This is a genomic window from Pseudomonas sp. AMR01 (genome assembly GCF_041946035.1).
Taxonomy (GTDB): Bacteria; Pseudomonadota; Gammaproteobacteria; order Pseudomonadales; family Pseudomonadaceae; genus Aquipseudomonas; species Aquipseudomonas antarctica_B.
This window is the reverse complement of the sequence record NZ_JAUTYR010000015.1, coordinates 54397-68932: the sequence shown is the minus strand read 5'-3', so window position 1 is coordinate 68932 and position 14536 is coordinate 54397. Positions and strand designations below refer to the sequence as shown.

3 protein-coding genes are annotated in these 14536 nt (G+C 63.2%); 2 read left to right on the top strand and 1 reads right to left on the bottom strand.

Going from position 1 to position 14536, the window contains the following annotated elements:
* The first annotated feature begins 117 nt into the window (after positions 1-117).
* Positions 118-10323 carry an amino acid adenylation domain-containing protein gene (locus Q7C20_RS15435; protein ID WP_375068449.1) on the top strand — a complete coding sequence of 3402 codons (10206 nt, stop codon included), beginning with the start codon at positions 118-120 and terminating at the stop codon, positions 10321-10323.
* Positions 10320-13484 (top strand): amino acid adenylation domain-containing protein, encoded by a 3165-nt coding sequence (locus Q7C20_RS15430; protein WP_375068447.1) that lies wholly within the window; start codon positions 10320-10322, stop codon positions 13482-13484. The genes Q7C20_RS15435 and Q7C20_RS15430 overlap by 4 nt, the downstream gene beginning before the upstream one ends.
* A gap of 74 nt (positions 13485-13558) precedes the next feature.
* Here Q7C20_RS15430 and Q7C20_RS15425 read toward each other — a convergent pair whose 3' ends face one another.
* The gene (locus tag Q7C20_RS15425; protein ID WP_375068445.1) at positions 13559-14512 is read right to left on the bottom strand and encodes an alpha/beta hydrolase; all 954 of its coding nucleotides are present in this window, start codon (positions 14510-14512) and stop codon (positions 13559-13561) included.
* Positions 14513-14536 lie beyond the last annotated feature (24 nt).

Below are 14536 nucleotides of genomic sequence, written 5' to 3'. Positions count from 1 at the left end.
CCCTTGATGACACCTCGCTCCATGCCCCCCATCCCCCGCTAATTTTTCCCTCCCCGGTTCGTTTTATAGGGACGACGTGCCTTTGTGCTTCCTGCCTATTGCTCCGGACTCCAACAAATGAATGCTGAAGACTCCTTGAAACTTGCTCGCCGGTTTATCGGGTTGCCCCTGGAAAAACGCCAGTTATTCCTGCAGGCCCTGCAGAAAGAAGGCGTGGACTTTTCCCGGTTTCCGATTCCGGCAGGGGTGGAGGTGGAGGATCGCCAGGCGCTGTCCTACGCGCAGCAACGCATGTGGTTTCTCTGGCAATTGGACCCGGCCAGCGGGGCCTACAACTTGCCGGGCGCGGTACGGCTCAAGGGTGAACTGAGTTTGCCCGCGATGGAGCAGGCATTTGCCAGCCTGGTGGCCCGCCATGAAACCTTGCGCACCGTATTTCAGCGCCAGGCGGATGACCGCCTGGCACAAGTCGCTGTCGAGCCTTCACTGGCTATCGAGCGGCTGGATATAAGCGCCCTGGCACCCGCCGAGCGTGAGCAGGCCGTCAACGAGGCCGCCACCCGTCAATCGCTGTTGCCCTTCGACCTGGAACACGGTCCCTTGCTGCGTGTGCAATTGCTCACCCTGGGTGATCAGGAGCATGTGTTGCTGCTGACCCTGCACCACATTGTCTCCGATGGTTGGTCGATGAACGTGCTGATCGACGAATTCATCCGTTTCTACGACGCGCACGAACGCAACGACGCGCCGCAACTGCCGGCGCTGCCGATCCAGTACAGCGACTACGCCCTGTGGCAGCGCCGCTGGCTGGAAGCGGGGGAGCAGGCGCGTCAATTGGAGTACTGGCAAGCGCGTCTGGGTGATGAGCATCCGGTGCTGGAGTTGCCGACTGATCGCCCGCGCCCGGCCATGCCCAGCTATCAGGGCACCCGGCATAATTTCGCGATTGACCCGGGCCTGGCCGCGCAGCTGCGCACCTGCGCGCAACAGCACAACGTCACCCTTTTCATGCTGTTGCTTGGCGCGTTCAACGTGTTGCTGCATCGCTACACCGGGCAGGGCGATATTCGCATTGGCGTGCCCATCGCCAACCGCAATCGCAGTGAGGTGGAAGGGCTGATTGGCTTCTTCGTCAACACTCAAGTGCTGCGCACCGAGTTGACCGGGCAAACCCGCGTCGCCGAGTTGCTGCAAGGCATCAAGGAGCACGCCCTCGGCGCCCAGGCTCATCAGGAGCTGCCGTTCGAGCGTCTGGTGGAAGCCTTGAAGGTCGAGCGCAGCCTCAGTCATACGCCGCTGTTCCAGGTGATGTACAACCACCAGCCAGTGGTGGCGGACATCGCCTGCGTCAGCACCGCTTCCGGGCTGGAATTGGCCTTGGTGGAATGGCAGGGCCGCACCACCCAGTTCGACCTGACCCTCGACACCTACGAGAAATCCGGCACCCTGCACGCCGCGTTGACTTATGCGAACGACCTGTTTGAGGCGACGTCCATCGAGCGCATGGCGCGGCACTGGATCAGCCTGCTGCAGGCCATGGTTGCCGATGGCGAACAGCGCGTGGGTGAATTGCCGATGCTGGCTGCCGACGAGCAGCACCTGTTGGTGCGCGACTGGAACAGCAACGCCCAAGCGTACCCGACCGAATGCGCTATCCATCAACTGATCGAAGATCAAGTACAGCGAACGCCCGATGCGCCGGCGCTGGTATTCGGCGCAACCACCTTGAGCTATGCCCGGCTCGACGCGCGCGCCAACCAGTTGGCCCATGCCCTGCGCGAGAAGGGCGTCGGCCCGGACGTTTTAGTCGGTATCTGCATCGAACGCTCCATCGAAATGGTGGTGGGCCTGCTGGCCATTCTCAAGGCAGGCGGTGCCTACGTGCCGTTGGACCCGGAATACCCCGAGGACCGCCTGGCCTACATGATCGAAGACAGCGGCATTCAGCTGCTGCTGACCCAGCAAAGCCTGCAGGCCTTGCTGCCCACCGAGGGCATCCAGGTAATTGCCCTCGATCAGCCGCACGACGGGCTCGACACCTACAGCACACAGTCGCCCGCCGTTGATATTCACGCGCTCAACCTGGCTTACGTGATCTACACCTCGGGCTCCACCGGTAAACCCAAAGGTGCTGGCAACAGCCACCGCGCATTGGTCAACCGCCTGTGCTGGATGCAGCAGGCGTATGGCCTGGAGGCCCGCGACGCAGTGTTGCAAAAAACCCCGTTCAGCTTTGACGTGTCGGTGTGGGAGTTCTTCTGGCCATTGATGACCGGCGCGCGATTAGTGGTGGCTGCTCCGGGTGAACACCGTGAGCCGGCGCGCCTGATCGAGACCATCAACCGTCACGCAATCACCACCTTGCACTTCGTGCCATCGATGCTCCAGGCGTTTATCCATGAACCGGGTGTACACGCCTGCACAGGCCTCAAGCGCATCGTGTGCAGCGGCGAAGCCTTGCCGCTGGACGCGCAACAGCAGGTGTTCGCCAAACTGCCAAACGCCAATTTGTATAACCTCTACGGCCCGACCGAAGCTGCGATCGACGTGACCCACTGGACCTGCGTCGACGAAGGTGCCGACAGCGTGCCCATCGGCCGCCCCATCGCCAACCTCGCCACATACGTGCTTGATGCCCAACTCAACCCGGTCCCCGCCGGTGTGGCCGGCGAGCTGTACCTGGGCGGCACTGGCCTGGCCCGCAGCTACCACCGTCGCCCGGCGTTGACCGCCGAGCGCTTCGTGCCGAGCCCGTTTGTGAGGGGCGAGCGCCTGTACCGCACGGGTGACCGCGTAAGCCAGCGTGCTGACGGCGTCATCGACTACCTCGGCCGCCTTGATCATCAGGTCAAACTGCGCGGCTTGCGCATCGAACTGGGCGAAATCGAGATGCGCTTGATGCAGCATCCAACGGTGCGCGAGGCGGTGGTGTTGGTGCAGGGCGGCAAGCAACTGGTCGCCTATTTGGTGCTCGAAAGCGATGAGCCAGCTGACCTCAAAACCTGGCTGCTCAAGAGCCTGCCGGAATACATGGTGCCGACGCACCTGATGCCGCTCGCCACACTGCCGGTGACCGCCAACGGCAAGCTTGACCGCAAGGCGCTGCCGCTGCCGGACGCTGCGCCGCAGCAGGCTTTTGTTGCGCCGCAAACTGACCTGCAAAAAGCCTTGGCGGCTATCTGGTGCGACGTGCTTGGCGTCGATCAGGTCGGCCTGGACGACAACTTTTTCGAACTGGGCGGCGACTCGATCATTTCCATCCAGGTGGTCAGCCGCGCCCGTCAGGCGGGCATTCGCCTCAACCCGCGTGACCTGTTCCAGTACCAGAGCATTCGCAGCCTGGCCCCCGTCGCAACCCGTGAGCAGGCCAGCGTTGTCGATCAAGGGCCGGTCAGCGGCGAGGTGATCCTGACACCTGTGCAGCACAGCTTTTTTGCCCAGGCGATCCCCGCGCGTCATCACTGGAACCAGTCCCTGCTGCTGACCCCGCGTGAGACGCTGGAGCCAACACGCCTGGAAGCGGCGCTGACGCAGTTGCTCAACCATCACGATGCCTTGCGCCTGCGCTTTGTGAAGCACACTGACGGTTGGCAGCAAGCCCATGCCGCGCCAGTCACCGAACCTGCGCTGTGGCAGTGCCGCGTCAACAATGATACGGAATTGGCCGCGCTGTGCGACGAAGCCCAGCGCAGCCTCGACCTGGCGCAAGGCCCACTGCTGCGCGCCGCCCTGGTCGCCATGGCCGATGGCTCTCAGCGTTTGCTGCTGGTGGTGCATCACTTGGTGGTGGACGGCGTTTCCTGGCGCATCCTGCTCGAAGATCTGCAACAGACATACCGCGGTGCGCCGCTGCCGGCCAAGACCAGCGCCTATCAGCACTGGGCGCACCACCTGCAAGCCCACGCGCAAACCCTCAACGCACAACTGCCTTTCTGGCAGGCGCAATCCGTCGACGCCGAGCTGCCGTGTGACAACCGCCACGGTGGTTTGCAAAACCGCTTGGGCGACAAACTCGAAACCCGCCTCAACGTGGAGCAGACCCGGCTGTTGCTGCAAGACGCGCCGGCGGCGTATCGCACTCAAGTCAACGACCTGCTGCTGACGGCGTTGGCGCGTGTGATCAGCCGTTGGAGCGGGCAGGCTGCGGCACTGATCCAGCTGGAAGGCCACGGCCGTGAGGACCTGTTCGACGCGCTCGACCTGACCCGCACCGTCGGCTGGTTCACCAGCCTGTTCCCGGTTCGCCTGGAAGGCAATGGCGAGTGGTCGAGCGCAATCAAATCGGTCAAGGAGCAACTGCGCGCCGTGCCTGACAAAGGCCTTGGTTATGGCCTGCTGCGCTACCTGGCGGCGCCCGAAGTGCGTGAAACCCTTGAAGGCCTTGCCGTGCCGCGCATCACCTTTAACTACCTGGGCCAGTTCGACCGCCAGTTCAATGAGTCGGCGCTGTTTGTGCCCGCCACCCAGGGCAGCGGCCAGGCTCAGGACCCCGAAGCGCCGTTGGCCAACTGGTTGACGGTGGAAGGGCAGGTGTATGGCGGCGAGTTGGCGTTGCAATGGGGCTTCAGCCGCGAGATGTTCCAGGCATCGACCATCCAGCGGCTGGCGGATGAATACACGGCTGAACTCAAGGCGCTGATCCAACACTGCTGCGACACGCCCGCCGGGCAGGTCACACCGTCGGACTTCCCGCTGGCGCGGCTGACTCAACAACAGCTCGACAATTTGCCGGTCGCCGGCCCGGCGATTGCCGATCTGTACCCGCTGTCACCCATGCAGCAAGGCATGTTGTTCCATACCCTATACGAGCCCGAGGCCCAGGCGTATATCAACCAGTTGCGCCTGGATATCGAAGGCCTCGACCTTCTGGCCTTCGGACGCGCCTGGCAGGCTGCGCTGGAGCGGCATGACATTTTGCGCAGCAGCTTCCACTGGCTTGATCTGGACAGCGCCCACCAGGTCATCCATCGCCAGGTTGACCTGCAACTGCAGGTGGTCGAAGACCCGGATGCAGACATCGACGCCTTGGCCGATGCCGAACGTGAGCGCGGGTTCGAGCTGAGCACTGCGCCGCTGTTTCGCCTCACGCTGGTGCGCGCGACGGGCACGGCCTGGCACCTGATTTTCACCAGTCATCACATCCTGATGGATGGCTGGAGTAACGCCCAGTTGCTCGGCGAAGTCATCGCCCATTACGCAGGCCAGGCGTTGCCGGCGCCGGTGGGGCAGTTCCGTGATTACCTCGGTTGGCTGCAACAGCAAGCCTCGGGCGAAGGGTACTGGAAAGCCGCACTGGCGCCGTTGCAAGCGCCAACTTTGGTTGCGGAAGCGCTGCGCCCACCTGTCGACGGCGCTGGCATGGCTGACTACAACATGACCTTGGACAGCACATTCACCCGCGCCCTCGGAGACTGCGCCCGTCAGCACAAAATCACCCTTAACACCCTGCTGCAAGGTGCCTGGAGCCTCTTGCTGCAACGCTACACCGGCCAGGATTGCGTGGCGTTCGGTGCGACCGTCGCCGGGCGTTCGGCGCCGCTGCCGGGGATCGAGCAGCAGTTGGGGCTGTTCATTAATACCTTGCCGATCATCAGCGCGGCCTCGCCCGCTCAGTCGGCTGTCGACTGGCTCGCTGAGCTGCAGGCTTTAAACCTCAGCCTGCGCGACCATGAACACACGCCGCTCTACGACATTCAGGGTTGGGCGGGTCAGCAAGGGACGGCGCTGTTCGACACCCTGCTGGTGTTCGAAAACTTCCCGGTGGCCGAAGCGCTGAAACAAGGCGCGCCCGCTGGCCTGACCTTCGGCACGCTGCACAACCATGAGCGCACCCACTACCCGCTGACCCTGGGCATCGAGCTGGGCGCCGGCCTGCGCCTGGAGTTCAGTTACGACCGAGGCCGGTTCAGCGCGCAACAGGTCGCGCAACTGAGCGCCAACCTGCAGCACCTGCTGGCGCAACTGGTGGCGGATGCGCGTGTACCTCTCGGCACTTTGCAACTGCTGGATAACGGTGCGCAACGCAACTTGCTCGCCCTAAGCCAATCACCGCGCGCGGCACAGCGTCACGAGCGTGTGCATGAACGCATTGCCGCCCAGGCCCACGCCACACCCGATGCACTGGCGGTGCAAGCGGGTGGCGAATGCCTGAGCTACGGGCAACTTAACCAGCGCGCCAACCGCCTGGCCCATCGGCTACTGGCGCTGGGCGTCGGCCCCGGCCAGCGCGTTGGCCTGGCGTGCCGACGTGGCCCGCAGTTGATCGTCAGCCTGCTGGCAGTGCTTAAAAGTGGCGCCGCCTATGTGCCGCTGGACCCTGCATACCCGGCCGAACGCCTGGGCTACATGCTCGCGGACAGTCGCCTTAGCCTGTTGCTCAGCGAAACCGGGTTGCTCGCCGACCTGCCATTGCCCCAAGGGCTTAAACGCCTGGACTTCACAACACTCGGTGAAGAACTGGCGGGCTATCCGGCAACCAATCCGCCGAACCACGCAGCCGCCGGCGACCTGGCCTATGTGATCTACACCTCCGGTTCTACCGGTCGGCCCAAAGGTGTGGCCATCGACCATGCCGCCCTCGACCAGTTCTGTGACGCGGCTGCGGGCTACAGCGCGCTGACGCCTGCCGACCGCGTGCTGCAATTTGCGACCTTCAGCTTCGACGGCTTTGTCGAGCAATGCTACCCGCCGCTGTGCATCGGCGCTGCGCTGATCATGCGCGGTGACGAGCTGTGGGACGCCGGGCTGCTCGCCCGCGAAATCGTCGAGCAAGGCGTTACCCTGGCCGACTTACCCGCCGCTTATTGGTATTTGCTGGCCAAGGAATGCGCCGCCGATGGCCGCTCGCTGGGCAAACTGCGCCAAGTGCATGTGGGTGGCGAAGCCATGGCCGTGGAGGGCGTACGCGCCTGGCATGCAGCCGGGCTGGGTCACGTGCGTTTGCTCAATACCTATGGGCCGACCGAGGCCACCGTGGTGTCAGGCGTGCACGACTGCCAACTGGCGGACGCGAATGACGCGTACGGCATGCCGATCGGGCAGGCCATCGAAGGGCGCGCCCTGTACGTGCTCGACAGTGGGTTTGAACTGCTGCCGAACTGTGGCGTCGGTGAATTGTGCATCGGCGCCTCGGCAGGCCTGGCCCAAGGCTATTTTGATCGCCCGGCACTGACCGCCGAACGTTTCCTGCCCGACCCGTTTTCCGGTGCGCCGGGCGCGCGGCTTTACCGCAGTGGTGACCTGGCGCGATACAACGAAAACGCCGCGCTGGAATACGTTGGCCGCATTGACCATCAAGTGAAGATCCGCGGTTTCCGCATCGAAATGGGTGAAATCGAAGCCTGCCTGCAAGCCATGCCTCAAGTGCGTGAGGCGGCCGTGGTTGCGCTGGACGGGCCGACCGGCGCGCATCTGGTCGCGTATGTGGTGCCCCAGTCGGATGCCCTGCAAGCGCAAGTCTTGAAAGCGCTACTGCAACAGTCCTTGCCGGATTACATGGTGCCCGCTCACTGGGTGATGCTTGAGGCGCTACCGTTGAACCCCAACGGCAAGCTGGACCGTAAAGCCTTGCCAAAACCGGATGCCGGCAGCCAGCAAAAACACTATGTGGCACCTCGAACGGCGCTGGAAATACAGGTCGCGCAAGTCTGGCAACGCGTGCTGGAACTGAAGCAGATCGGGCTGGACGATCACTTTTTCGAGCTGGGCGGGCACTCGTTGCTGGCCACTCAAGTGATCGCGCGCTTGCGCACGCTCCTGGCCTGCGAGCTGAGCCTGCGCGACCTGTTTGGCGCGCCGCGCCTGGCGGATTTTGTGGCAGCGGTGGCTGCCCGAACCGGCGCTGCGGCTGCGGCTGCGGTGCACGTGCCGTTGGTGGCTTACGGTGAAAAAGCCAGCGCAGCGCTGTCGCTGGTTCAGCGCCGGCTCTGGGTGGTGGAGCAGCTGTCGCAGGCCAGTGGCGCCTATGGCATGCCACTGGCGGTGCGTTTGCGCGGCGAGCTGTCGGTGCCGTTACTGATCAGCAGCCTGGCGCAGGTAGTGGCCCGCCACGAGACCCTGCGCACCGCCTATATCACGGACGAGGAGGGTGACCCGCTGGCAGTGATCGCCGCGCATGTGGAGGTCGACTTGCCGCTGTTCGACCTATCGTCTCTGGCCCCGGCCGAGCAACAGCGTCGGGTGGCCGTCGCGGTTGAAGCCAATACCCGTCAATCCATCGGCCTGTTGCAGGCGCCGTTGTTGCGTGGGCAGGTGCTCAAGTTGGGTCCCACGGAACATGTGTTGCTGTATTCGATGCACCACATCATCTCCGATGGCTGGTCGATGGCAGTGCTGGTGAATGAACTGGTGGGCTTTTACGGGCGGGCCATGGCGGGCGTGCTTGAGCCGCTGCTACCCTTGCCGATCCAGTATTCCGATTACGCCCTCTGGCAACAGCAGCTGCAACAGACCGGCGTGCTGGCCGCGCAGGCGCGTTACTGGGAACAGGCACTGGCCGGTCACAGCGGTGTGTTGCCATTGCCCACCGACAAACCTCGCCCGCCAGTGCCCACCCATGAAGGCCGGGACCTTGGCTTCACGCTGCCCGTTGCCTTGCATGCCGGGCTGAAGGCGTTGTCGACGCGTGCCGGCGTCACCCTCTACAGCACGCTCCTCGCGGCGTTCCAGGTCATGCTGCATCGCCTCAGTGGCAGCGCTGACGTGCTGGTCGGCGCCGATGTTGCCGGGCGCCAACAGCCCGAGCTGGAAGGGCTGATCGGCTTTTTCGTGAACATCCTGCCGCTGCGCTCCAGCTTTGCCGCGCAGCAACCGTTCAGCGCTTTTCTTGCCAGCACCCAAGGCACCGCACTCGACGCTTTTGAGCATCAGGACCTGCCCTTCGACATGATTGTCGAGGCCGCATCACGTCCGCGCCAACGGGGTTTCAACCCATTGGTGCAGGTGCTGTTCGTGATGAACAACCTGCCGGTGCAGAGCGGCCAGATGGACGGGATTGAGGTTGAAGTACTGCCCAGCCGAGGCGGCTATTCCAAGTTCGATATGGCTCTGTTCATCGATGAAGACGCGGGCGGCCTGCACGGGACCTGGCAGTACGCCAGCGACCTGTTTGAACAACAACGCATTGAGTCATTCGTCGACGCCTGGACGGGAATTCTTCAACAGATTGTGTGTGATCCGAACATTCAATTAGGGGATATCACCATGCCTACAGACACCCTGGGACAAACTAGCGCTCCCGTGCCGCCCGCCATCAAGGCGGACAAGCTGGGCAAGTTCCTGAAAAAATCCCAAAGCCGCATCGACAAGCCAGCCGGCGCGCTGATGCGTGAGTCGCTGATGGTGCCCGGGCAGGATTTTCCATTGCTGATGGAACCCACAGACCCGGGCCTGGACCTCGTCGCCTGGATCAAGGAAAACCGCGCGCTGGTGGAAGAAAAGCTCGCGCGGCATGCGGGCATATTGTTCCGCGGGTTTGCCCTGCGCGACATTCATGACTTCGAAGCGTTTGCCGAGGCGGTTCAGCCGGGCCTGTATGGCCAATACGGCGACTTGCCGAAAAAAGAAGGCGGCAAGAACACCTACCGCTCGACGCCTTACCCCGAAAAGAAAATGATTCTGTTCCATAACGAAAGCTCCCATCAGGACCGCTGGCCACGCAAGCAGCTGTTCTTCTGCGAACAGCCTTCGCCCGTGGGCGGCGCCACGCCCGTGGTGGACTGCCGGCAGATGTACCTCAAATTGCCGGTGGCGATTCGCGAACGCTTCGAAGACAAGGGCCTGCTGTACGTGCGCACCTTTGCCGACAAGCTCGATGTGTCCTGGCAGCACTTCTTCAAGACCGACGTACGCGCCGACGTTGAAGCGCGTTGCCGGGCGGCAGGCATTGAGTGGACCTGGCTGGACAACGATGAACTGCAAATCCGCACCCCGTGCCCGGCGATCATTCGGCACCCGGTGACCGGTGAAAAAACCTTCTTCAACCAGGTGCAACTGCACCACATCTTCTGCCTGGACCCGGATGTGCGCGAAGACTTGCTGGCACTGTTCGGTGAGCAGCGCATGCCGCGTCATGTGTACTACGGCGACGGCTCGCCGATTGAAGATGAGGTGATGGCGTTGGTGGGCGAGCTGTACGAAGCCTGCGCGGTGCGGTTCGACTGGCAAAAAGGTGACGTCATCCTGCTCGACAATATGCTGGCGGCCCATGCCCGCGACCCCTTTGAAGGGCCGCGCAAAATTGTTGTGGCAATGGGCGAAATGATTGAACGCAGTGCGCTGCACGTGGCGCACCACGACACCGAAAAGCAAGAGGCCGAAGCATGAGTACTGCACAACAGGGAAGCGTGGACGCTGGACTGGCGCTGTTGGTCGAGCAGCAACAGCATCTGGACGCACGCCAAGCGGGCGCGAGTTGGGGCGACCTGGCCCACTGCCTGAAACTCGACATTCATGGCGAACTGGACCCGTTGCGCCTGCAACACGCACTGGACAGCCTGGTGGTACGCCACGAAGCCTTGGCCGCGCAATTTGCGCCGGTCAGCGGTTATCACGGGTTGCGCCAGCGCGTCGCGGCCGCTGAGACAGTGAGCCTGACCCAGTGGACGCAAGTGGCCTCACCGCAACAAGTGAGCGCACGCCAGCAACACTGGTTGCAGCAACCGCTGCCGCTGGTAGCGGCCTTATTGCAGCGCCTGGAAACCGACCACTGGCAATTGCTGGTGGGCGTGGCGCGTCACGCGGTCGATGCCGCAACCCTGGCTTTGCTCCAGCAGGAATTGCTGGCCGCCTATGCGCAGCAAGGGTTTGCGGAGGAGGAGCCGGGGCAGTTTTCCCAGTACCTGGAATGGCGCAGCGAGGTGATCTTCGACGAGGACGCAGAGACCGCCAAGGCTTACTGGCAGCAGTATCTGCAAGCAAGCGAGCCGCTGGTAAACGGGCCGGATTTGCCTTACCGCCTGGCGTCTTCCGATGTTGCGCCAGCAGAGCGCTTGAGTGTGCCACTGGATCAAACCCTGCTGGCTCGCCTGCGTACGCAGGGGCAACCACTGGATGTTTTGATGCAAGCCGCCTGGTGGGTGCTGCTGGCACGCATCAGTGGCCGGGAGTCTTTCCTCGGGGGCTGGCGGCATGATGCGCGCCAGGACTATGAATTCTTCAGCCACAGCCTGGGCCTGTTCGAGAAAACCTTGCCCTTGGCGATCCATATCGATCTGGCCAGCACCTTCCGTGACCTGGCAAGCACTTTGGCGGCGCAGTTGGATCAGCACCGCACCTGGCAGGAATACTGGTCGCCGTTGGCATTCCCGCAACAGGCCGCGCCCGCAGTCGGCTTTAGTCGCCGACAGGTTTCAGCGCCGCATGCAGTGGCTGGCCTGGTCTGGGCGGGCAGCGACCTGCCGCCCAGTGCGCCGGCGTTCGAGTTGGCACTGCAACTGGACATGGCAGACACCGGCGAACCCCAAGCCGTGTTGCTGGACTTCAACCCCGCGTGCTACAGCGCGCACGCCGCCGAGACCTTGTTGGGCCAATACCGTCAGTTGCTGCGCAGCATTGCCGACACGCCCGACGAAAGCGTTGCACGTCTGAACCTGCTGGACGCCGACGAAAAAAGCCGGCTACTGGCACTGAACCCGCCGGCGCAGGCGATGGATGCGCTGTTATTGCCCCAACGTATCGCCGCGTGGGCGAGCCAGACGCCGGACGCCGTGGCACTAGTCGCGGCGGGCGAGACCCTGAGCTACGCCGCACTGGACGCGCGCACCGCACAATTGAGTGCCGAGTTGCTGCGCCAGGGCGTGAGCGCGGGGTCGATCGTTGGCCTGGCGTTGCCGCGCTCTGTGGAACTGGTTGTCGCCATTCTCGCTACTTGGCGTGCGGGTGCCGCTTACCTGCCGCTGGACCCGCAATGGCCAGCGGCGCGCCAGGCGGAAATAGCCGGGCATGCTGCTGCGCGCTTGATCCTGATGGCGCAAGCGCCGAGCCAGGGTGATCCGCTGGCTGCGTTCAAGGTGCTCAATGTCGCTGCGGCGAGCCTGGATGCTCGCGTGACACAGGCCGCCTCCGTGCAGTCGCGGGACGTCGCCTATGTGCTGTTCACGTCCGGTTCTACCGGGCAACCCAAAGGCGTGGTGATCGAACATGGCGCGTTGCTCAACTACACCGCGAGCAGCAGCCAGCAGTTGGGCCTCGCTGCGTGCCGTCATGTTGCGTTCAGCTCCACGGTGGCGGCGGACCTGGGCAACACCGCCTTGTTCGGCGCGCTGTACAACGGCGCGGCCCTGCATATTGCTGACGATGCCACGCTGCAAGATCCCGAGGGCTTCGCCGGGTTCCTGCGCGATAACCGAATCGATTGTTTGAAAATTGTGCCCTCGCACCTGTCGGCATTGCTTGAGGCTGACAGCGCCGTACTGCCTGACACGTTGGTGTTGGGCGGTGAAGCCATCGGCGCTGGCCTGGTGCAGCGCATTCGCCAGTTGCGGCCCGATTGCCGGGTGTTCAACCACTACGGCCCCACTGAAGCGACGGTGGGGGTGATGGTGCACCCGTTATTGCCCGGTGGCGACTTGAGCCACGGCGTTCCGCTGACCCACGTGCTGCCCGGCAACCAGGTATTTGTACTCGGCGCTGACGCTCAGTTGCTGGCAACCGGTGAACTGGGTGAGTTGTTTATCGGTGGCCAACAGCTGTGCCGTGGCTACTTGAATGGGCAAGCGGACGCGTTTATCCAGAGCCCGCTGGTGGGCGGCGAGCGGCTGTATCGCACGGGCGACCTGGCGCGTTATCGGGTTGAGGGCGGTGTGCAGCTGTATGGTCGCCACGATCATCAGGTCAAGGTGCGGGGTTTTCGCATTGAGTTGGCGGAGATAGAAGCGCAGCTGCTGCGCTTTCCCGAAGTCAGCGAGGCGGTGGTGGTGCTCGCCCACGAGGAGCCGCAAGCGTTCGTAGTACTGCGCGCAGCCGCGGATGAGGCGCTTTTGGCTCAACTGAAAACCCGGCTCGCTCAACACCTGCCGGCGGCCATGGTGCCACGTCAGGTCCTGAGCCTGGAGCGCATGCCGCGCCTGCCCAACGGCAAGGTTGACCGCAAGGCCTTGCAGCAGGCCCAACCGGTGGCCGCACGGGCAGTTTACGTAGCGCCACGTGATGCTCTGGAAGAACTGTTGTCCACGCGTATGGCCCAGTTGGTCGGGTTGGAGCGGCTAAGCATCGATGAGGACTTTTTCGCTGTTGGCGGGCATTCCTTGTTGGTGATCAAGCTGGTGGCGGGCATTCGCAAGCTGCTGCACTGCGAGATTCACCCCGGTGTGGTGTTTGACCACCCCAGTGTGGCGGAACTGGCAGGAGTACTGCGGGCGCGTGAAAGTGTCCCGGGGCAGTTGGAGAAGATTGCACAGGCGCGTTTGCGGCTGGATGCAATGAGCCCTGAGCAGAAGGCGGCGCTGATGGAAAAGGCCCGGCAGTTGCAGGCCAGTCAGCAATAAGTACGCTGTAGGAGAGGGGGCAAGCTCCCTCTCCCCAAATAGGGTTTTGTCTGTCGTTGATAGCGGCGAGGCGCTTAGCGCTGTTCGCCCAACCAACTCAACACGTCTTCATAAATACCGGCAATTGCGCCGGTAATCCCGTTCATGCGCAGAAAGTCATGGGTCAGCCCCGACTGTAGGTGCAGGCTGACGTCGGTGCCGCTGGCCGCCAGCATTTGGGCGTACGCCAGCCCCTCGTCATACAACGGGTCGTATTCGGCCAGGCTGATATACGCCGGTGCCAGCGCTGTCAGTCCTTCGGCCAGTAACGGCGAAACCCGCCAGTCGAGGCGCTGTTGGGGGACAGGGCAATAGTGTGTGTAGAACCATTCCAGCGTGGCGGTTTCAAGCAGGTAATCCTCAGCGTATTGGCGGTGGGAATCGCGCTGCCGTGAGGTATCAGTGACCGGGTAAAACAGCAGTTGGGCCCAGGGCTTGAACGCCAGTTGTTGCGGCGCTTTCACGGCGATGATCGCCACTACGGTCGCCAGCGTCGCTCCCACACTGTCGCCCGCCAGCGTGATGCGTTGGGCGTCCAGTTGCAGGTTGCCGGCCTGTTCGGCCAGCCAGTTGGCGGCGTCGAGGGTATCATTGACGGCGGTCGGAAAGGTCGCCTCGGGCGCCAGGCGATAAGCCGGAGCGAACACCGCGTACTGACCGCTGGCGGCCAGCCTGCAGCAGATGGAATCATGGGAGTCCAGGCTACCCACCACATAGCCGCCGCCGTGGAAATACACAATCACCGGCAGTTGCGCGGTGCCCGGTGCCCGGTAAAGGCGGGCGGGCAATGCATGGCCATCGCGTGCCGTGACCGTCAGTTGGCTGACCGCTACCGAGCCCGGCGGGCTGGGGTCGAGAATCGCCGAGGTTTGTTCGAATTCGCGGCGTGCCTGTTCAACACTCAGTGCGTGCATGGGCTGGCTTTTGCCGGTCAGGCGGCCCATTTGTGCCAATTCCAGAAAGCCTTCGAGATCAGGGTCCAGGGGCATGACAGGTTCCTTGTGAAATAGGGC